The 22,447-nt window shown below is 29.7% G+C and carries 15 protein-coding genes and 1 tRNA gene; 8 read left to right on the forward strand and 8 right to left on the reverse strand.

Going from position 1 to position 22,447, the window contains the following annotated elements:
- Positions 1–33 precede the first annotated feature (33 nt).
- The gene (gene fabG, locus Q0881_RS05865; RefSeq protein WP_299157683.1) at positions 34–780 is read left to right on the forward strand and encodes a 3-oxoacyl-[acyl-carrier-protein] reductase; all 747 of its coding nucleotides are present in this window, start codon (positions 34–36) and stop codon (positions 778–780) included.
- A gap of 209 nt (positions 781–989) precedes the next feature.
- On the opposite strand, the gene Q0881_RS05870 is transcribed toward fabG, so the two are convergent.
- From Q0881_RS05870 to Q0881_RS05880, 3 genes are all read right to left on the reverse strand, one after another.
- Entirely contained in the window at positions 990–1,394 is a 405-nt protein-coding gene (locus tag Q0881_RS05870; RefSeq protein ID WP_299157685.1) for a helix-turn-helix transcriptional regulator, read from the reverse strand.
- Between the two features lie 453 nt (positions 1,395–1,847).
- A complete protein-coding gene (locus Q0881_RS05875) occupies positions 1,848–3,170 on the reverse strand; it encodes a HAMP domain-containing sensor histidine kinase (RefSeq protein WP_299157687.1) in 1,323 nt (440 codons plus the stop codon).
- 4 nt (positions 3,171–3,174) lie between these two features.
- Positions 3,175–4,545, reverse strand: a complete 1,371-nt coding sequence (locus Q0881_RS05880) for a sigma-54 dependent transcriptional regulator (RefSeq protein WP_299157688.1) — start codon at positions 4,543–4,545, stop codon at positions 3,175–3,177.
- A gap of 168 nt (positions 4,546–4,713) precedes the next feature.
- Here Q0881_RS05880 and Q0881_RS05885 point away from each other — a divergent pair, with 168 nt between their 5' ends.
- From Q0881_RS05885 to Q0881_RS05910, 6 genes are all read left to right on the forward strand, one after another.
- Complete coding sequence (locus Q0881_RS05885) at positions 4,714–5,958, forward strand: HlyD family efflux transporter periplasmic adaptor subunit (protein WP_299157690.1); 1,245 nt, start codon at positions 4,714–4,716, stop codon at positions 5,956–5,958.
- A 148-nt stretch (positions 5,959–6,106) separates the two neighbouring features.
- Positions 6,107–6,808, forward strand: coding sequence for an ABC transporter ATP-binding protein (locus tag Q0881_RS05890; protein ID WP_299157692.1), 702 nt, complete (start codon positions 6,107–6,109; stop codon positions 6,806–6,808).
- A 7-nt stretch (positions 6,809–6,815) separates the two neighbouring features.
- Positions 6,816–9,233, forward strand: coding sequence for an ABC transporter permease (locus tag Q0881_RS05895; protein ID WP_299157694.1), 2,418 nt, complete (start codon positions 6,816–6,818; stop codon positions 9,231–9,233).
- Between the two features lies 1 nt (position 9,234).
- Positions 9,235–11,655 carry an ABC transporter permease gene (locus tag Q0881_RS05900; RefSeq protein ID WP_299157696.1) on the forward strand — a complete coding sequence of 807 codons (2,421 nt, stop codon included), beginning with the start codon at positions 9,235–9,237 and terminating at the stop codon, positions 11,653–11,655.
- Between the two features lie 13 nt (positions 11,656–11,668).
- Entirely contained in the window at positions 11,669–12,418 is a 750-nt protein-coding gene (locus Q0881_RS05905; RefSeq protein WP_299157698.1) for a DUF2807 domain-containing protein, read from the forward strand.
- 60 nt (positions 12,419–12,478) lie between these two features.
- Complete coding sequence (locus Q0881_RS05910; protein WP_299157700.1) at positions 12,479–12,937, forward strand: thioredoxin fold domain-containing protein; 459 nt, start codon at positions 12,479–12,481, stop codon at positions 12,935–12,937.
- 51 nt (positions 12,938–12,988) lie between these two features.
- On the opposite strand, the gene Q0881_RS05915 is transcribed toward Q0881_RS05910, so the two are convergent.
- Positions 12,989–14,086: an OmpA family protein gene (locus Q0881_RS05915; RefSeq protein ID WP_299157702.1), complete on the reverse strand. Its 1,098-nt coding sequence runs from the start codon at positions 14,084–14,086 to the stop codon at positions 12,989–12,991.
- A gap of 245 nt (positions 14,087–14,331) precedes the next feature.
- Between Q0881_RS05915 and Q0881_RS05920 the strand changes: the two genes are divergently transcribed.
- Positions 14,332–15,576 carry an Hsp70 family protein gene (locus tag Q0881_RS05920; protein WP_299157704.1) on the forward strand — a complete coding sequence of 415 codons (1,245 nt, stop codon included), beginning with the start codon at positions 14,332–14,334 and terminating at the stop codon, positions 15,574–15,576.
- On the opposite strand, the gene Q0881_RS05925 is transcribed toward Q0881_RS05920, so the two are convergent.
- The 4 genes from Q0881_RS05925 to Q0881_RS05940 all read right to left on the reverse strand — a co-directional run bounded on the left by Q0881_RS05925 (position 15,571) and on the right by Q0881_RS05940 (position 21,957).
- The gene (locus Q0881_RS05925; RefSeq protein WP_299157706.1) at positions 15,571–16,980 is read right to left on the reverse strand and encodes a cytochrome P450; all 1,410 of its coding nucleotides are present in this window, start codon (positions 16,978–16,980) and stop codon (positions 15,571–15,573) included. The genes Q0881_RS05920 and Q0881_RS05925 overlap by 6 nt on opposite strands.
- Before the next feature lie 201 nt (positions 16,981–17,181).
- Positions 17,182–20,913 carry a phosphoribosylformylglycinamidine synthase gene (gene purL, locus Q0881_RS05930; RefSeq protein WP_299158135.1) on the reverse strand — a complete coding sequence of 1,244 codons (3,732 nt, stop codon included), beginning with the start codon at positions 20,911–20,913 and terminating at the stop codon, positions 17,182–17,184.
- A 58-nt stretch (positions 20,914–20,971) separates the two neighbouring features.
- Positions 20,972–21,763, reverse strand: a complete 792-nt coding sequence (locus Q0881_RS05935) for a carboxypeptidase-like regulatory domain-containing protein (RefSeq protein WP_299157708.1) — start codon at positions 21,761–21,763, stop codon at positions 20,972–20,974.
- A gap of 121 nt (positions 21,764–21,884) precedes the next feature.
- A tRNA-Lys gene (locus Q0881_RS05940) sits at positions 21,885–21,957 on the reverse strand.
- Positions 21,958–22,447: the final 490 nt, after the last annotated feature.

A 22,447-nucleotide genomic window follows, 5' to 3' on the forward strand; every position in this document is an offset into this window, starting at 1 on the left:
TTTTTATATTTGACCTATAAAAACAACTAATAAATGAAACTTTTAGAAAATAAAACAGCAATTATTACAGGAGCTACTAGAGGAATTGGTAGAGGAATTGCCTTAGAGTTTGCAAATCAAGGATGTAATATTGCATTTACTTATAGTTCATCTGTTGATGCAGCAGTTGCGTTAGAAAAAGAATTGGCAAAATTAGGAGTAAAATCAAAAGGGTATCAATCAAATGCAGCAGAATTTGATGCAGCTCAAGAGTTAGCAAAAAATGTTTTAGAAGAATTTGGAACTATCGATGTATTAGTAAATAATGCAGGTATTACAAAGGATAATTTATTAATGCGTATTTCTGAAGATGACTTTGATAAAGTAATTGAAGTAAATTTAAAATCTGTATTTAATTTAACAAAAGCGGTTATTCGTCCGATGATGAAGCAACGAGCTGGATCTATTATAAATATGAGTTCAGTTGTTGGGTTAAAAGGAAATGCTGGTCAAGCAAATTATGCAGCTTCAAAAGCAGGTATTTTAGGATTTTCAAAATCTGTAGCTTTAGAATTAGGATCTCGTAATATTAGAAGTAACGTAGTTGCTCCAGGATTTATTGAAACTGAAATGACAGCAAAATTAGATGAGAAAGTTGTAGAAGGTTGGAGAAATGAAATTCCTTTAAAAAGAGGAGGTACTCCAAAAGATATTGCTAATGCTTGTGTATTTTTAGCTTCTGATATGAGTGCTTATGTTACTGGGCAAACTTTATCTGTTGATGGAGGAATGTTGACTTAGAAGTAAACAATATTTTATAAATAAAAAAAAGTCTGTATCATTTATTTGATACAGACTTTTTAACTTAAGGGTATCTTGGAGGGGACCAAGATGTTAAGGGGTTCTTGAGGGAATCAAGAAATCAAATATTTTCTTAGTGGGGGCTAAGAAAAGAGGGGTTCTCTTAGCGGGGTGATTAATATTCAAGGGGTAGGGAAAATATTTGTATGCTATTTTTTTTTATAATCATCAAAAGTACCGTCATCATATAGGACAACTATATTTTTTATCTTTTTATCTATTATTACCTGTTGCTCTTGTAGCGAAATTTCTTTATTTTTTTTTGAAATATCGTCAGGAGAAGGTTTTGAAAATAATGATGGAGGAGTGTTAGTCTCTTCAATATTTGTAAAATCTTCTTTTAATGTATTTGGAAAATTACCTTTACCATATACTAACCAATCCAATTCTACTTCTTCAAAAGCCTTTTCAACTTTTATAATAAAATCCAAGCTCGGTTTATTTCTTCCAGAGAGCAGGTGTGAGATACTCGATCTTGGTACATCAATTCTATCAGCAAAATTAGAGGCTGATAAATTGTAATAATCTAAAATATTTTTTAGCCTCTCTATCATTTAACAATTGTAAACATATATTTATTGTTTACGATTGTAAATATACATGTATTTACCTTTGTAACCAAATAAATTTGCATTTATTTTTAATTTAATTGATATATAAGTAAACAAACACTCTATGTAATCGTATTCAATCAGCTCTAAATAAGTTAGTTAAGTGTTTTTTATAAGAAAAATCTATTTAGAGGTGCAATTCATGAATAATCAATGACATTTGTTGAGTTACATATGTAATACAGTGCTATTCCCTTAAAAATGGCCTAATAATAGAGTATACATATGTAAAAAATAGAATAATCTGTGTACTAATGCCTTAAAATACTTTAACTAAGTAACTCAATTGATAATATACTAGTATTTAAGCTGAGAATTATAAAAAAGAAAGTAATATGGATACAATTAATAAGCTAATAATTGAATAAGTTGATGTTTACAAAAGTAAATTAGTGCTTAGTTAATGAATGTTAGCGTAAAAGTTGTAGAATTAAGAGACGATTTAAACTGTATAATACCATTATGTGCTTCAATTATACTCTTACTTAAGGTTAAGCCTATACCAGACCCATCTTTTCGGGTAGTAAAATAGGGTACAAATATATTATCTTTAATCTCATTAGAAATACCAACCCCATTATCGTTTATTTTTAAGTGAGTACGATTCTCCTTAGTAGTTTCTATTGTAATAGTTATTTTTGGTTTTAAAATACCTTTTAAAGCATAAATGCAATTGGATAATAAGTTAATAATTACTTGTTCAATTTGCTCTTTATCAGCTAAAACCTCATTGTTTACAATTGTAAATAGTTCGATTTGAATTTTATTTTGTTTGAACTCTTTGTCAAATAAGCTTATTGTATTCTCTACGAGAGGAACTAAATTTAATTTTTCTTTATTCGGTAAAGGCAACTCAGCTAATTTTCTATAGGTATCTACAAAAGAAGTTAAATGTTTTGATCTTTTTTTAATAATTTTTAACCCTGTTGAAAGTTCTTCTAAAGTTTCATCATCTGCTTCATCTTGAATTAAGCCTTCTAAATTTTCAGCTAAACTACTTATTGGCGTTATGGTATTTATAATTTCATGAGACATAACATTCATTAATTTATACCAAGCTTCTTTTTCTTTTTTATTTATTAATTGTTGAATAGTTTCTAACGTAATAATTAAATATTGATACTCGTTAGTTTTAGTAGCAGAACTTTTTAAAAAGAAATTTTCTTCTTTATTATTAATTTTTAAAGTAATGGTATGTTTTAAATGTTTCCATTCAGAAATAAATTGAGATAAGTTTCCTACTCTTTCTTTTAATAGTTGCCAATTATAAAATCTAGGAATCTTTAAAAAATCAGTAAAAGCTTTATTTATCTGAAATACTTGAATATTATCTTTAGCATCTTTTCTTAAAATAAGAACCCCAATAGTTAAACTTTCAATAATATTATTGAATATTAAAGTTTCAGAAGAAGCCTGTAAACTTAATTTTCGATGCTTTTCTAGTAGTAGAGCAGTTTTATTATGTAATGAGTTTTTTCTTTTTTCTTTTGAAATAGTATTTGAATAATCATTGTATAATAAACAATCAATAGATTTCTCTATATCAGAAAATAGTTTTTTTAAATAATCAATAAATAAGAATATTTGAAAACTCAGAATAAAAGAAAAACCTATAGTATTTGCTATAAACTCTTTGTTGTATGTGTAAAAAATAATGATTCCATTAATAATAAGTAATAGAATACGTAGTATAATCTGTGTAATTTGTAATTTCCCCAAAATATTAAAGTCCAAATTTTTCTAAACGCCTGTATAAAGCAGCTCGAGTTAGCCCTAAATCTTTAGAAGCTTTAGATATATTACCTTGATGTTTATTCATTGCTTGTTGAATTAGCATTTTTTCTGTTTCTTCTAAATTAAGATTGTCGCTTAAAGATACATTCAATTTTTTTGTAGAAAAATGTAAATCCTCTAATTGAATATTATTTGAATCTGTAATAATAACTGCACGCTCTATTATATGTTCTATTTCTCTAATATTACCAGGCCACTGATAGTTTTTCATTGCATTTGTAGCTTCTTTAGAAAACTCAATAATACTTTTTCTATATTTTTTTGATAGTTTTTTTAAAAAATGATTTGCTAATAAAAGGATGTCTTCTTTTCTTTCTCTTAAAGAAGGTAAATTTAACTCTATGGTATTAATTCTAAAGAGTAAATCTTGCCTAAAAGTTTGTTTTTCAATCATTTCATGAATAGGCGCATTGGTAGCACAAATTATACGAGCATCTATATCACGGGGAGTTCCTTCTCCTAGACGAGTTACTTTTCTGTTCTGTATTACAGTTAGTAATTTAGCTTGTAAGTGGAGTGGAAGGTTACCAATTTCATCTAAAAAAATAGTTCCCCCTTTGGCTAATTCAAAACGACCTAAAGTATCTTTTTGTGCCCCAGTAAAAGCACCTTTAGTATAACCAAATAACTCACTTTCAAATAAATTTTCATTTAAAGAACCTAAATCGACATGAATAAATGGGTGATTTTTTCTTTCTGATAATAAATGGATTTCTTTTGCAAATACATATTTACCAGTACCATTTTCACCTAAGATTAAAATATTAGCGTCAGTTGGAGCAACTTTTTGCATTAATTTCATGGCAGATTTCATTGCTGAAGAATTACCAATAATATGCTCGGTTTGTTGAAGAAAATCTTTATCCTGCTGTTTTTGAACAATTGACAGTTGAGAAGTCTTTCTTAGCGATCTAGCCAATTCAACACCAGCATTAACAACTGCATATAACTTTTCTGTTTTCCAAGGTTTTAAAATAAAATCTGTAGCACCTTGTTTTATAGCATCAACAGCTAAATTAACAGAACCAAAAGCTGTCATTAATATTACTGTTGTTTCTGGACTAATTTCTTTTATTTGTTTTAACCAATAAAGTCCTTCTTTACCATCTTCAAAACCAATACGATAATTCATATCAAGTAATACAACATCTATGATATTATTGGTAAGAAGATTACTAATTTTTTTAGGATTATTAGTAGTGATAATTTCTGAAAAATATTTTTTTAAGCTTATTCTAGCAGAAAATAAAATATCATCATCGTCATCTACAATTAATATGGTTGCATCTTTTTTTCTCATAATAGTACATAGTTACATAGTTGTTTGAATTTGAACAAATAAATGTTCGATTTTGAACACTTAAATTTTTAATAAAAATATTAACTTGTTAATCTACAGGTGTTTAGTAAAGTGTTTTTTGGTGGCACATTTATCGTTTTAGTAAGATCAAACAAAGCAATAAAAGTAATGGATAAGAAAATAAAGCCAAAAAACAAAAAAACAAAAAAGATGATATTATGGGGAGTTCCAATAGCACTATTAGTAGCAATTATCTTAATGAATGTTACTCGTAAAAGCCAAGTAAATTTAAAACGTACAGATATAAGTATACGTAAAGTATCGAGTGGTGATTTTGAAGATGTTGTATTGTTTAATAGTACTGTAGAGCCAAAAACATCGGTATTAGTAAATGTAATTCAAGGAGGATCTGTAGCCGAAATTTTTGTTGAAAGTGGGCAAACGATAAAAAAAGGTACACCTTTACTTAAAGTGTATAACCCGAATGCCGAGTTAAATTATTTAACACAAGAGACAGCAATTGTAGAGCAAATTAATAATTTAAGAAATATTAGGGTTAATATTAAAAATCAACAACTAACATTAGACCAACAGTTATTAAGTATTGATAATGATTTTAAAAATGCAAAACGTCAGTATGATTTAGATAAAAAGCTTTTTGATAAAGGAGTGGTTGCTAAGAATGATTATCAGAAAACAGCACAACAATTTCAATTTCAAAAAGAAAGAAATAATGTTATAAAGCTAAGTGTTAAAGAAGAAAAAAAGAGTAGAGATACTCAGTTATTTAGAATAAATACTTCAATAACAAATATGCAAAAGAGCTTAGAGTTACTTAGAAAAAATAAAGAAAATTTTATTGTTAAGGCACCTGTTAATGGATTGTTATCTTCTTTTAATCCTATTTTGGGTGAAAGCTATAATCAAGGGCAACCAATTGGTAAGATAGATGTGTTAAATGGTTATAAATTAATGGCTAAGGTAGATGAGTATTACATAGCAAAACTAAACGAAGGGATTCAAGGTAATGTAGCTATAAATACTAAAACCTATGAAATTGAACTTTCTAAAATACACCCTGAAGTTATTAATGGACAATTTCAAATAGAGCTACAATTTAAAAAGGATTCATTACCTAAAGACATTAAAAGAGGAATGTCTTTAAAAAGTAAAGTCTTTTTATCAAATAACAGCAAAGCATTATTAATATCCAAAGGTCAATTTTATCATTCAACAAATGGAAAATGGGTTTTTGTTTTAAATTCTGAAAATAAAGCAGTGAAACGAACTATAAAAATAGGTAGGGAAAATCCTTTTTATTATGAAGTTTTAGATGGTTTAAAAGAAGGAGATAAGGTAATTACATCTAACTATGATGATTTTAAAAACGTAGAAGAAATAAATATTCAATAATAATAAAGTGATGGTAAGAATAAGTATATTTTTAATATTGTTATTAGCAAATTCTTGTCCATTAAAAGTATAGTCTTTATAAAATAGGAATTAGAGATTATAAGACTACTGATAGATTTAAATTAAAATGGAAATAAAAAATAAAAACATGATAGTAATAAAAGAATTAACCAAAGTATATAGAACTGAAGATGTTGAAACTACAGCATTAAACGCATTAAATTTAGAAGTAAAAGAAGGAGAATTTGTTTCGATTATGGGAGCATCTGGATGTGGAAAATCTACTTTATTAAATATAATAGGATTATTAGATGCACCAAATGAAGGAAGCTATTTGTTTGATGAAACTGAAGTAGCAAATTATACAGAAAAGCAAAGAGCTAGTTTACGAAAAGCGAATATTGGTTTTGTATTTCAAAACTTTAATTTAATAGACGAGCTAACAGTTTATGAAAATGTAGAATTACCATTAATTTATAATAATGTAAAATCTTCAGAGCGTAAAAAACGAGTTAATGAAATATTAGAGCGTATTGGAATTGCGCATAGAGCAAAGCATTACCCATTACAATTATCTGGAGGGCAGCAGCAAAGAGTAGCGGTAGCTAGAGCTTTAGTAACCAAACCAAAATTAATTCTTGCAGATGAGCCTACTGGAAACTTGGATAGTAAAAATGGTAATGAAGTAATGGAATTATTAACAGAATTACATGCTACTGGAGCTACTATTATAATGGTAACACACTCTTCATATGATGCACAATTTTCATCAAGAGTAGTTACATTAAAAGATGGAGAAATTGTTTCGGAAAAGAAAAACGAACACAAAGTAGATATTTTAGTTCAATAAAAAGGATATGATACAAACGTGGTTTAAAATATTTTATAGAAACAGTAAGAAAAACTGGTTAAACATTTTAATTAATGTTATGGGACTAACCTTAGGTTTAGCCGGATTACTTATTGTACTATTATACTTACAAGACGAGGAAAGTTATAATAGTACTAACCAAAATAAGGCTTCAATTTATAGAGTGGTACATGAAATGTCTGATGGAGATATATGGGCTAGTAACACAGCTAAGGAAGGTGCTAAGTATAAAGAAGATATTCCAGAAATATCTTCAGTATATATGTCAAGTAATTGGTATGATGATAGTGTATTATTAGCAGCAGGAAAAAAAGTATATTCAAGAGATATTCTTCTTGGACAACCTAATTTTTTTGAATTCTTTCCATTTGAAGTTATTAAAGGAAGCGTAAAAGAATTTGAAAAAGTAAGAAATCATATGGCTATTTCTGAAGAAAAAGCAAAACTTCTTTTTGGAAAAGTATCTTTAGCAATAGGGGAAACAGTAGAAATAAACAAAAGAGTATTTACTGTAGTTTTAGTTTATAAAATAACAGGGAAGCATTATTTTATGCCTCAAATAGTAACCCAGTATGAAAAAGACCCAGAAGGAAATTGGGGTAGTTTCTCTTATGGATTATTTATAAAAACTAATGAAGGAGCAGAAACTGGTAACCTGATACAAAAAATGGATGAAATTTGGTTTAAAAATCAAACAGAACCAGAAGCGAAAAGGGAAGGGATTTCTACTCAAGAATGGGAAGAGAAATACGGTACTAAAACATTATTAGAGCCTTTAACAGATGTCCGTTTAAAAGCTTTAACAGGCGATGCAGGGCCTGAAGGAAAAGGAAATTATGAACTAATACTTATAATGTTAAGTTTATCAATATTATTAATTATTATTTCATGTGTTAACTTTATTAATTTATCTACAGCTTCAGCAACACAGAGAGCAAAAGAGGTAGGAGTTAAAAAGACATTAGGATTATCTAAATTAACCTTAGCTCGTCAATTTGTTTTGGAAGTAGTTTTACAGGGAATTATAGCTTATGTATTTGCAGTAATTTTTGTAGAATTATTACTGCCATATTTTAATGATTTCATGCGAAAGGAAATCTCAATTTTAGAAGGTAATACTATATATCAAGTAGGCTTAATTGCTGTAATCATATCGTTTATAATAGGAAATATACCAGCAATTTATTTAGCTAATTTTAAATCGGTAGAAGTATTAAAGGGTAATGTTTCTCGAAGTAAAAAAGGAATATTCGCGAGAAATATTATGCTAGGATTTCAATTTTTAATATCTGGTTTTTTTCTAATAGGTTCATTAATTATTTACAAGCAGGTAAACTATATAATGAATAAAGACTTAGGGTTTAATGGAGACCAAGTAATAACAGTCGCTATAAACGATCCAAATGATAGGTATAAAAAATATTTATTAGCTAAAAAAGAATTAATAAAACATCCAAATATAGATATTGTTACAAGTAATTATTTTCTTCCAGGAGGAGGGAATTCAAACTCAACCAATGTAAGTTATAAAGATATATCAGTTCAAACCAATAGTAATGCAATGGATTTTGAGTACATGGATATGGTTGAATTGAAAGTTATAATGGGTAGAAGTTTACAAACAGATTTAGCATCAGATACCATTAAAAATGTATTAATTAATGAAACATTGGCTAAGTCATTTGGAATTTATAACGATCCAATAGGAAAGAAAATTAAAACAGGATTTAGGTCAGAAGATAATAATGGAGAAAATTTAAATGTAATAGGTGTGGTTAAAGATTACCATGTATATGGTATGGATACTAAAATACCTCCAATTATAATGATGCATTGGAATTCTTTTGACTGGATGAAGCGAAATTTTAGGTTTGTGCAATTTAAAATTAAACCAGCTAATATAGAAGAAACCATCGCAGATATTGAAGATTATTGGAAGCAGAATGTAGAGCAAGGGTATCCATTTAGCTACCAGTTTTTAAATAAACGATTTGCACGTACATATCGAAAGTATCAAAAGCAAAAAGTCATTTTTACTACATTAACAGTTATAGTAATACTAGTATCACTTCTAGGTTTATTTGCTCTAGCAACATTAACTATTCAACAACGGTTAAAAGAAGTAGCTATACGTAAAGCTTTAGGTGCTAGTGTGCAAAATATTATGTTTCAGTTAATTAAAAAATTTATTAGAATAGCATTGGTCGCATCAGTAATATTAATTCCAATTGCTTATTATTTTATGCAAAGTTGGTTAGATAATTTTATTTTCCGTATTGATATGCCTTTATTACCATACTTTATAACACCTTTAATATTAATACTATTAGTGTTTTTGGTTGTAGGCTTAAAAGCTTTTAATGCAACTAAAGTAGATTTAATTAAATATCTAAAATTTGAATAGTATGTTACAGTTATGGTTTAAGATATTTTATAGGAATAGCAAGAAAAATTGGCTAAATACATTTATAAATATTAGTGGATTAACATTAGGTTTAGCAGGTTTATTAATCGTTTTATTATATTTAAACGAAGAAGAAAGTTATAATCAGTGGAATCCAAATAAAGAAGATGTTTATAGAGTAAACTTAAAACGACCAAAATCTGGTGAAGTTTGGTATACGGTAAATCCAGGTATGTATCTTACATATCCAAAAGAAATACCAGAAGTTACCGAAGCTTTAATGGTAAATCCTTTTTATAGAAGTAGAGTAATACAGTACAAAGATGTAAATGAGTTTACAGATAAAACAATTTTGACTGAACCTCATTTTTTTGATTTTTTCCCTTTTGAAATAGTTAAAGGTTCAGTTCAAAAATTTGCTGAGACAAGAAAGCATATAGCTCTCTCAGTAGAATATGCAGAACGTATATTTAAAGGAAGTAAAACAGTGGGTAATACTGTAAAAATTAATGGAATAAATTATATTGTAGCTTGTGTTTATAAAATTCCTGAAAACGCACATCAGGAGCCGGATTTATTGCTACAATATGAAGCTCCTTTTGAGGTTCATTGGGGGAATCATAATAACGAATTATTTTGTAGAGTATCTAAAGGTTCAGATATAGAGTTGGTTAAGGAAAAAATGACTCGAATATTAGTTAATGTGTATAAAAAATTTGCTCTAGAAGAAGGAGTTACATTAGAAGAGTTTGATGAGAAGTTTGATGCTCCAGGTATTTTATTAGATAAGTTAAGTACTATATATTTACATAGTACAGCAAAAAGAGCAGGACCTAGTGGAACAGGTAATTATCAATTATTAATGGTATTACTAGGTTTATCAATACTCTTAATTATTATCTCCTGTGTTAATTTTATTAATTTATCAGTAGCGTCTGCAAGTCAGAGAGCGAAAGAAGTAGGGGTAAAGAAAACGCTTGGCTTATCTAAAAGAAAATTATTATTTCAATATGTATTTGAAATTGTAATTCAAGGTTTAGTATCGTTTGTTTTTGCATTAATAATTGTAGAATTAGCGCTGCCTTTTTTTAACGAATTTATTCAAGTTGAAATTTCTATTTTTGAAACTAAATCTTTAGGAATATTATTTGTTAGTGTAATTTTAATATCATTTTCAATAGGAAGTATTCCAGCATTGTATTTATCTAATTTTAAAGCAATAGAAGTATTAAAAGGAAGTGTTTCTAAAAGCAAAAAAGGGAATTTAGCTAGAAACATTATGCTAGGCTTACAATTTTTAATTTCAGGTTTCTTTATTATTAGTATGTTAATAGTTAGTAGCCAAATTAATTATATGATTGAAAAAGATTTAGGGTTTGATAAAGAACAAATCTTATCTGTAGATGTATATAGTATTGAGAAAAGTTATGATAAATATCTATTAACAAAAAAGGTATTAGCAAACCATCCAAATATTATAGATATCACATCTAGTATGTTTGTACCAGGAGAGGGCTTTGTAAATGGAACATCTTTAATTCATAAAATAAACGATAAACGATTTAATTCCGCATCAAACTTAGTAGATTATAATTATATAGATTTTGCTAACATAAAAGTTATAAAAGGAAGGAGTTTTTCAAAAAATATAGCTTCCGATAGTATTAATAAAATTATAATAAACGAAACAGCAGCGAAACAATTAGGAATTTATAACAATCCTATTGGAGAGAAATTAGGTTTAGGTTGGTTAGATGATGATAATGATGCTCCCATGGAAGTGATTGGAATGGTTAAAGATTATCATTTTGATGGATTTGACACAAAAATAGCTCCAATGTTTTTTGCACTATGGGAAAACTTTGATTTTTCAAAAAAATGGTTACCAGCGGTTCAGTTTAAAATTAAGCCAGATGATATAGACAATACCATTGCTAAAATTGAAAGCTTCTGGAAATCAAATGTAGATGCTAAATATCCATTTACATATCAGTTTTTAGATAAAAAGTTTGCAAAAACGTATGATAAATATAAAAAACAACAGCGTATGTTTTTTATATTATCAGTAATCGTAGTTATTATAGCTTTATTAGGGTTGTTTGCATTGGCAACACTAACCATACAACAACGTTTAAAGGAAGTAGCTATTCGTAAAACATTAGGAGCATCGGTAAAAGAAATTATGTTTCAGTTGATAAAAAACTTTTTAAGAATAACGCTAATAGCTTCCATTATATTAGTACCAATAGCTTATTATTTAATGCAAAATTGGTTAGATAATTTTGTGTATAGAATAGAAATGCCCATATTTCCATATATTATAACACCTTTAATATTAGTATTATTGGTAATAGTTGTTGTAGGTTTAAAAGCCTATAATGCAACAAGAATAGATTTAATTAAATATTTAAAATTTGAATAAAAATAGGTTAATTATGAAAAATAGAATATACATATGTTTAGTGCTAACATTATTAATGAATATTGCCTTAATAGCTCAAAATAAAACAATTGATTTACAAGGGGAGTGTAATAAAATAATTATTAGCCCACATATAGAAACCGTATTTGTAGAGGGGAATAAATCTAGTATAGAAATAGAAAGTATAGCAATACCAGAAGAGAAATTTTTATATGAATTAAAAAATAAAACACTACATATCTATTTAGAAGGAGCAAAAACAACAACAAAAAATAAAAAGGTAGTTTATAATAATACAAAAAGGAAAGTACCAATTTATAAAGGAACCAAAGCTAAAATTATTGTTCGTCATAGTCCAGTAAAAATATTTTCTATAAGAGGAGAGGAGAAGATAGAATTTAAGAGTTTAGAATTGGCAACAGAAAGTAAAATACGTTTATATGGAGAATCGAAAACAGTTATAAATAATGTGAAAGCAAATAAATTACGATTTTCTATTTATGGAAGTAGTAAAGTAACTATAAACAAAGGAAAGGTAAAAGAGTTAAAAGTAACATCGTATGGGGAAGCAACGTTTTTAGCTACAGATCTTATGGCTAAAGAAGTTAAAGTAACCTCGTACGGAGATGGAGTTTTTAAGTTCAATGCTTCAGAAAAAATTAGAGTAAGTGCTTTTGGAGAAACCAAAGTTTTATATAAAGGAGCGGCAACACTAAAAAAAGGAATAATTATAGGTAGTTCTACAATTAGAAAAATAGATTAATTTTTTAAAATTAGTAATGGTATTATTTTTGTTACATTTAGGGCATATAATATTTCATAAATGAGAAAAGTAGTATTAATAGCGTTTTTATTGGTAACTAAAAGTGTATTGTTTTCACAAAATCATTTAGAAGTAAATGAGAAAACAAATTGGTCTAATACGTACAAAGAAGCATTAAAACAGGCAAAGAATGAAAAAAAGCCTCTTTTAGTTTACTTTAAAGGATCAGATTGGTGTGGTCCTTGTAAAAAATTAGACAAAGAGTTGTTTAGTAGTCAACAATTTAATGATTTATCAAAAAAGCATTTCATTTTATATGAAGCAGACATACCATTAAACAAAGATTTGGTTAGTGAAGAAAAGCTGAAAGTAAATAAAAAGTTGGTAAAAAAGTTTAAAGTTACCTCGTATCCAACGTTACTCTTTATAAATTATAAACAAAAAGTTTTAGGCTATAAAAAGGGATTAATATTAACCGAGTATTATTATCCATTTTTTCAAACTATTATAAAAAAATAAAAACCGTTGGATTCCAACGGTTTTTTGCTTTGAAGGGCGATAGTTCAGGGGTTATTTTTGATTAATAACTCTAAACTCAGTTCTTCTATTTACTCTGTGTTCAGCTTCAGTACAAGCAACTCTATCAGAACATCTATTTTTAAGTCTAGATTCTCCGTAACCTTTAGCTACTAATTGACTAGCATTTACACCTTTGTATATTAGGTAATTAGCTACAGATTGAGCTCTTCTTTCAGACAAGTCGAAATTAGATTCTTTAGAACCTCTAGAATCAGTATGAGAAGCTAATTCAACTTGAACACCATCTTTTAATACAGGTAATAATCTACTGTCAATTAATCTTCTTGCAGCAGAAGTTAAAGTGGCACTCCCTAAATTCCAATTAATAGGTAATGGATTGTAGGTTAATAATTCACACTCAACTTCTTTCCAAGTAGTTAATCCTCCTTTATTTATTAAAACTTCTTTTGTAACTTTTTGATATTTAGCAGGTATTGTAACTTCTTCTTGCCATGCATCTTTAACCAATACAGTTTTTTTAATTTCTTTATAAATAGCAGGAATTTCTATACTACGAGTAGTAGGTGGCTTTACCATTACTCTTTTAGTATATGATTTTTCAAATCCAGAAACCGCTATTTTTTCAGTACTTGCGTCTCTGTTTAATTTAGTAATTGGAATTGTTCTGAATTTAGCAGGCGTTGGTTTATAACACCAGTATCTACAATCATTCGGATCGCTAGATTCACAATCAGGAGCTTTTTCACTCATTTCCCAACGAGCAGAAGCTGCCTTCGTTTCAATTGTTTTTTCATCAGGATTAAAAGTTGCTTTAACAATTCGTAATCTATTCGCATCATCTTTTGCGGTATAGGTTACCATTTTGTTTTCCCATACAGCAGGTACAATTTCTAAACGTTGACCCGCTTCTTTAGTTATAACTCTTTCTGTAACTGTTTTATATTCTGCAGGATGTGTTACAATTCTTTTGTAAGCAGGAGCTATTTCAATAGTAACATCTTCGTTATTCCATACTTCTGGAGTTTTACAACGTACATAACATTTTCCAGGTTCAGGATTTTGTGGTAAATCTTGTGAGTAAACACTTATCCCCATAGTTACTAATACCCCTAATAATAGTTTTTTCATAATTGAATATTTTTTATTTATTAATAATTAGTGTTCTTGTAAATTGTGACACTCTAAAAAAAGAAAAGTCACATGTCTTAAATTATTATTGAATACATTTTTGTTTTATTTAATTGATTATTAAGTGTTTGGGATTGTGTAGTGTGAGGGTTATGACTTTTATAACTAGTTTGTAAAAGAGTAATTTAATTGTTTAGATAACTAAAGATTAATTGTAAATTGCACGCTTTTCAATTTTTGACTGTATGCATAATATCTGTGGATTAGATTTTGGGACTTCAAATACAATTAGTACTGTTTATAAAGATGGGAAAACAGTAATGGTTCCATTTGAAAGTAATAGTAAATCACTGCCAAGCAGTGTGTTTTTTCCTTTTGAAGAAATAGACAAACCTATCTATGGAGATTTAGCTACTAATACCTATGTTAATAATGGTTATGGTAGGTATATGAAAAGTTTTAAGCGAATTTTAGGGACTCAGTTTTTTGAACAAGGAACTGCTTTAAAACCAGGAACAAATATCTATTTTCATGATATTATTGTGAACTATTTAAAGCACGTTAAAAATACCACAGAAGAATTTTTAGGTGGAGAAACAGATTATGTAGTTGTAGGTAAACCTGTACGACTTTCTGATAAAGAGAATGGAGAAAATTCAGGAATAGGACAATTAGAATCTATTTTAAAAAATGTAGGATATAAAAACTATTCATTTTTAGAAGAACCTATAGCAGCAGCCTATTATCATAAGGACAGAATAGAAAATAAATCCTTAGCAATTGTAGCCGATTTAGGAGGGGGAACCTGCGATTTTACCATAGTAGAAATAAATGAAAACAAAAAAGATTTAAATATTCTAGCAACATCAGGAGTTTCTTTAGGAGGAACAGATATTGATAGTAATTTTGCTTTAGAAGTTTTTTTTCCTGAATTAGGATATAAAACGCTTGATAAATTTAAAGGCCTAACTTTACCAGCACTACCTTATAGATTAGCATCCGATTGGAATAAGATAACTACTTCATTGTATACAAAAAAAACAGAATTTTTGGTAAGAAAAATGATTAATAACGCGAAACACAAGGAGAAGGTAATACAGCTTAAAAGCTTAATAGAGAATAAAAAAGCACATTCGTTATTAAATCAGATAGAGCAAACAAAGATTAAACTATCAGAAACGGATATATTGAACTTTAAAAGCGAGTTTATATCAAATGCAAGTTTAGATATATCAAAATCATTACTAGAAGATTCAATACATACTATTGTAACTAAAATTATTAAAACAGCGAATGATTGTTGCAAGCTAGCTGGAGTAAATGAAAACGCCATTAATTACTTGATTCTAACAGGAGGAACTAGTAAAATGCCATTGGTAAAACAATTGTTTGAAGAAACTTTTTACAAGGCAAAATTAATAGAGAATAACGCTATGGATTCTGTAGCTTTAGGACTCTTAGAAAAAGCAAAAAAAGATATGAATTTATAAAGTAGCCTTTTTAAATTGAACATTTAAGTTTTCTGGATACACCGTAAAAGCAAAATTTTCTTCAACATCTTCAGGGTTTACTGCCAAGTTAATATCAAATTGTTTGCATATACTAGCAATAGCAGTGGTCATTTCTATCATAGATAAATGCATCCCAGGACACAGTCTAGAACCACCACCAAAGGCTTTAATTGCTTTTGGCGTATGATTTTGATGATATGGACATTCCGATTTTATCCAACGATTTGGGTCAAACTCTTCAGCATTAGAAAAATAAGTATCCTGCATAGCTGCATAACTGCTTAGTAAAATTATACTTGTGTCTTTTGGAACGGAAAGATTACTAGTAGTAATGTCTTCATTCGCTTGAAAAAACATCATAGGGGTTGTTGGTTTTAACCTAATAGCCTCTTGTATAACGGCATTGGTATATTTTAAATCAACAATCAAATCATAATTTTCAGGAACAGTGCCTTCATAACTATTTGCTTCTTCTCTAATTTTCTGTACAATTTCTGGATGCTGCGCTAAATAATACAGTGTCCATGCTAAGGTATTAGAAGTGGTGTCTTCACCAGCCAATAACATAGCTATAACATTACCATACAATGTTTTTTCATCAAAAACAGTATCTTCTTTTTCGCTTTCAACAAGCAATGCTTCTAAAAAGTTAGAAGGCGTTTCTTTTAATTCAGGGTTTTCAGTAAGTCTAAGTTTAGCATCATTTATAAATTGATAAATAATAACCTCAATAGCTTTCAACGATTTTTTTAACAAACGATCTTTTGCTGATGGAAAAATACGCCACATTGGAATAGGAGCAGTAATTCGCTCGTTAATCATAGGAAAGATATGTTCTAAATGATTTTGAAAACTATCTTCTTTATTGTGTATAGTATTTAATTTGTATCCAAAAGCAATTTCGGTAGTAACGTCAATAGTAAAGGCAATAAAGTCGTTAATAATAGCTACAGTATCACTTTTTGTAGCATAGGTTTCTATCTTAGAAACTAGCTGTTTAGTTTTATCGTGAATAATAGGGTAGTAGCCTTTTACTTTTTTTACACTTAAGGCTTCAGCAACGGGTTTACGTTGTTTTTTCCAGTGTGCTCCTTCAGCATTAAAAACGGTATGAAAGCCCATTTCAATAAAGACTTCATTAATTTTAGACAAACGTCTAAATTTATCGGGTCTTTGTTTTAAAACGGTATTATTAAATTCTAAGTTGGCAGATATTAAAGCTTTTAAAGGCCCTAATTTTATGGTAAAGAATTCTCCATGTTCTTTAGCCCATTGTTCTAAAATACGATGTTTGTTTTTTTTCTTGAAGTCTTTTAAGTTACCTAATAAGAAACTACCTTTTGGTGTATTTAAATCGCTTAGAGTTTTAACAGAACTATCCATTTTAATCATAACCTTTTTATAAGAAGTTACAATATAGTGTAAAGTTTTAAAAACTGGTATGTATACAAAAATAAAGAAGGCACATAAATGCGCCTTCTTAGTTTATATTGTTAATCTAACCCTTCAAATATAGATTAATAATAAGCCACAAAAGTAATGTGATTTAAAAGAAGGGTCTGTAACATTTGTTACACTTAAGATTTATTTAACATTCGTAAGCCACTTTCTAGCATTTACAAAAGCCTCTAACCACGGAGAAACTTCGTCTTTTCTATTTGTAGGGTAGTTTGCCCAGTTCCATTGAAAAGTAGAACGCTCTATATGTGGCATGGTAACTAAATGACGTCCAGTGCTATCGCATAGCATTGCTGTATTGTAGTCTGAACCATTAGGATTGTTAGGATAACCTTCATAACCATACTTCCCAACAATATTATAATTTGCTTCGCTTTCAGGTAAATTAAACTTTCCTTCACCATGAGAAATCCATACACCAAGTTCGCTTCCAGCTAAAGACGATAACATTACTGAGTTATTTTCTTGAATTTTAACAGAAGTAAATGAACTTTCATGCTTTTTAGAATCGTTATGTACTAACTTTCCATGTACTTTATGACCTGGGTTAATTAAATCCAACTCCATCCATAATTGAGCTCCATTACATATTCCAACTGATAGAGTGTCTTCACGCTTAAAGAAATTCTTTAAAGCAGTATTAGCTTTCTCGTTGTATTTAAAAGCACCTGCCCATCCTTTGGCAGAACCTAATACATCTGAATTTGAGAATCCTCCTACAGCTCCAATAAACTGAATGTCTTCAAGTGTTTCGCGACCCGAAATTAAATCAGTCATGTGTACATCTTTCACGTCAAAACCAGCTAAATACATGGCATTTGCCATTTCTCGTTCAGAATTCGATCCTTTTTCACGAATAATCGCTGCTTTTGGTCTGTTGGTTACTGTTCCAACTGTATCGGCTAATTTTCCTGTAAAATGAGTAGGAAAGGTGTAGGCTAACGGTTGTACTTTATAATTATCAAAACGATCTTGTGCTAAACCGTTTGCTGTTTGTTTCTGATCGAATAAGTACGATGTTTTATACCAAATATCTCTCATTTCAGCAATATTAAAAGCGAAAGAATCCTCGTTGTTTTTAATGGTTACCGTTCCGCTATCATTTGCAGTACCTATTTTAAAGAACTCAATATTCTTTTCAGCTAAAATAGCTTCAACACTCGCATCTGCTTGAAAAACAATACCAGCATTTTCTGAAAATAATATTTTTATTGAATCTTCTTCCTTTAAAGCGCTTAGATCAAAATCGGCACCTAAATTCACATCAGCAAAACACATTTCTAATAAGGTAGTAATAAATCCACCAGAAGCAATATCGTGCCCAGCAGAAAGTTTATCAGCCTTAATTAAGTCTTGTACCGTATTGAATGCATTTTTTACAAACGCTGTATTTTTAATATCTGGCGCTTCGTTTCCAATCGTATTTAATACTTGATTAAATGAGCTACCTCCTAATTTATAAGCATCTTGTGAGATGTTGATATAGTAAATGCTTTCGCCATTGTTTTGTAAAATAGGCTCCACAACTTTAGTAATCTCATTACAATTGGCAGCTGCTGAAATAATAACCGTTCCTGGAGAAATTACTTCACCATCAGGATATTTTTGTTTCATAGAAAGTGAATCTTTCCCGGTAGGAACATTGATTCCTAAATCGATAGAAAAATCAGAAATTGCTTTTACTGCTTTGTACAAACGCGCATCTTCTCCTTCATTTTTACAAGGCCACATCCAGTTTGCCGATAAAGAAACTGATACTAAATTGTCTTTTAACGGTGCCCAAACAAGGTTGGTTAAAGATTCTGCAATAGAATTTCTACTTCCTGCTTCTGGATGAATTAAACCAGAAATAGGTGAGTGCCCAATTGAAGTTGCAATTCCTTCTTTTCCGTTATAATCCAATGCCATTACACCTACATTGTTTAATGGAATTTGTAAAGGACCTACACATTGTTGTTTGGCTACTTTACCACCAACACAACGGTCTACCTTATTAGTTAACCAATCTTTACAAGCTACTGCTTCTAACTGTAAAACTTGTGCTAAATATATTTGTAAGTTTTTTGTTTTGTATCGAGGATTCTTGTAGTTTCTTACCACCGTTTTATCGGTCATAATAGTTTTAGGAGAACTCCCAAACATGTCTTCTAAAGCTAAATCCATTGGTTTATCGCCTTTGGTTTTAGATTCGAAGGTAAAACGATCGTTTCCTGTAACTTCACCTACTGTATAAATAGGAGAACGCTCACGATCTGCTATTTTTTGTAAGGTATCTATGTGTTTTTCAGCAATCACCAATCCCATACGTTCTTGAGATTCGTTTCCTATAATCTCTTTGGCAGATAGGGTAGGATCTCCTACTGGTAATTTATCTAAATCGATTTTACCACCGGTATCTTCTACTAATTCAGACAAACAGTTTAAGTGCCCACCAGCACCATGATCGTGAATAGATACAATAAAGTTTTCTTCACTTTCTACCATTCCACGCACTGCATTGGCTGCACGTTTTTGCATTTCTGGATTTGAACGTTGTACGGCATTTAATTCTATTCCTGAAGCAAACTCTCCAGTATCGGCCGATGAAACTGCTGCTCCACCCATACCAATTCTATAGTTTTCTCCTCCAAGAATTACAATTTTGTCACCTTCATTAGGGGTATCTTTTAAAGCTTGATCTGCTTTTCCATACCCAATACCACCTGCTTGCATAATTACCTTATCGTAAGCTAATTTTCTTGCTTCTGATGTGCTTGATGCTGAATTTTCTTTGTGTTCAAAGGTTAATACAGATCCTGTAATTAAAGGTTGTCCAAATTTGTTTCCAAAATCGGAAGCTCCATTGGATGCTTTAATTAAAATATCCATTGGGGTTTGGTACAACCAATCTCTTGCGGCAAATTTCTTTTCCCATGGACGGTTTTCTTCCAAACGAGAATACGAAGTCATATATACCGCTGTACCTGCTAAAGGCAACGATCCTTTACCACCTGCAAGACGGTCTCTAATTTCTCCTCCCGATCCTGTTGCAGCTCCATTAAAAGGCTCTACAGTAGTAGGGAAGTTGTGTGTTTCTGCTTTTAATGAAATAACAGAATCAAATTCTTTTGTTTCGTAAAAGTCTGGTTTGTCTGCTGTTTTAGGTGCAAACTGATCTACTTTTGGCCCTTTTATAAAGGCTACATTGTCTTTATAGGCTGAAACAATATCATTTGGATGTTGTTTTGACGTTTCCTTTATTAATTTAAATAATGAAGTTGGCATTTCTTCTCCATCGATAATAAAAGTTCCGTTGAATATTTTATGACGACAGTGCTCTGAATTTACTTGAGAAAATCCAAATACTTCACTATCGGTTAATTTGCGTCCAATTTTGGTAGCAACTTCTTCTAAGTAGCTAACTTCTTCATCACTTAAAGCCAAACCTTCTTGTTGGTTGTAAGCAGCGATATCATCAATTTCTAAAATTGCTTCTGGTTGAATTTCAATTGTAAATGTATCTTGCTGTAACTTCTCGTATTTTTGAGAAATCATTGGATCAAAATCTGAAAAATCTTCAGAAACAGCTTCAAACTCTTCTATTCTAATAATATCTGAGATGCCCATGTTTTGAGTAATCTCAACAGCATTGGTACTCCAAGGAGTAATCATAGCTGCACGTGGGCCAACAAAAAAGACGTCTAAAGACGCCGCGTTTATTTTAGGTTGGTTGCCAAATAACCAAGTAAGTTTCGAAATTGTTTCTGTACTTAATTCTTCTGTTGTTTGAACAGCAAATACTTTACTGTTTACGTTTCCAAAGAAATGAATCATTATGTTAGTTGTGTTTGTGTGTTGTTTTAAAGGCGTAAATTTAATTCTTTTGATTGAATTAGGGGCATAAAAAAAGCAGCATTTTTTTGCCGCTTTTTAGTGTTTAATTTCTTTTATCTGGAATCCTGTTGATTTCTATTTTTCCTTTTTTAAGTGCTTTGTAGTTTTCGTAGCAGTTTAGTACGGCTTCTATCATTTGCAAGTCACTTGCTTTCTTTATAAAGTATTCCGAATAATTACAGTCGGTTAATAACTTGCTTAGTTCATGACGATCCATTTCTAAATATTCCATCATTACCTCTCTATCAAACTTCCCTGCTAACATTTTTCGTAAATCGTCTTCTTTCTTCAGCTTTTTTAGCTTTTTTAGCTGTTTTGGCTTATTTCCAAAGAGATTGTACACCAAATCTACTGGGTTTAAGAGTTTGGCTATTGGCGACGATATTTTTTGTGGTTTTCCTATTTCGTAAGTTTGTGGCAGTCCGTTTATATGGATACGGGTAAATCGGTCTTTTGGTACTTGTTTTACATCTACCTCTAAAACACCTATTAGTTTTGTTGATTTTATAACCACCTCTTTTACTTCCTCTGGTTTCTCTTCTAATGAGATTACCACTTCATTTCCTTTTAAAAGATCATTGGTTACTTTTAATTTTATTGATGAAAATCCTATAAAGGATACCAAAACTGTATCATTAGCCCTCGTGGTTAACTCAAAAAGTCCTTTTTCGTTGGTAATAGTTCCTGTTACCGAATTTAGATTTAAAATATGTGCTGCACTTAAAGGTTTTTTAGTTTCAGCATGTATTACTTGGCCTTTTAATTTTTGTTCTTGGGAAATTCCTAAAAACGATATAAATAATAATAGGACTAAGAGGGTATATGTTTTTTGCATGTTGCAATAATAAGAATAATTGCAGTGAAACTAGTTAAGAAACTGTGAAATTGCTAGTTTAAAGGAAGAAAGGGAAGGTGTATAAACTAAAAAAAGCTAAGCAAATGCTTAACTTTTTTTGTGACCGGGCTGGGGCTCGAACCCAGGACCCTCTCCTTAAAAGGGAGATGCTCTACCAACTGAGCTACCAGGTCATTTTCGCTTTTCTTGTAAGCGGTTGCAAATATACAACTGTTCTTTAAATCTCAAAAAAAAAATGACAAAAAAATGTACTTTTTTTTAACTTATTTTGCTGTGCACTTTTATTTCATTGATAGTCAATTTTATAGGATCTTGTCTTTTCCATTCAGTTTTTAAATCAACTATTACGTTTGGTATAAACAACGTAGAGCAGGAGATAAGCACTATCGTTTCAGTTTAAAACTTAACTAAATATAAATATTTAACTTTTATTATTTTTTAAAATAACTTATAATTAATAATAAAATTATTATCCTTACTATTTTAGCTTTTAAATTCAATTTGAATCTGCACGAATGCCATACTTGATCATTGCTTATTTTGTAAGAGGAGCCAAAATATATAAACAAAGCAAATAATATAATTAATAGATAAATCATTATTTTCTTCAGACTTTATGTTTTTCTGTATATTTTTTTATTAAATCCGCTACAGGAAATGAAT

The organism is uncultured Tenacibaculum sp. (assembly GCF_947494125.1).
Taxonomy (GTDB): domain Bacteria; phylum Bacteroidota; class Bacteroidia; order Flavobacteriales; family Flavobacteriaceae; genus Polaribacter.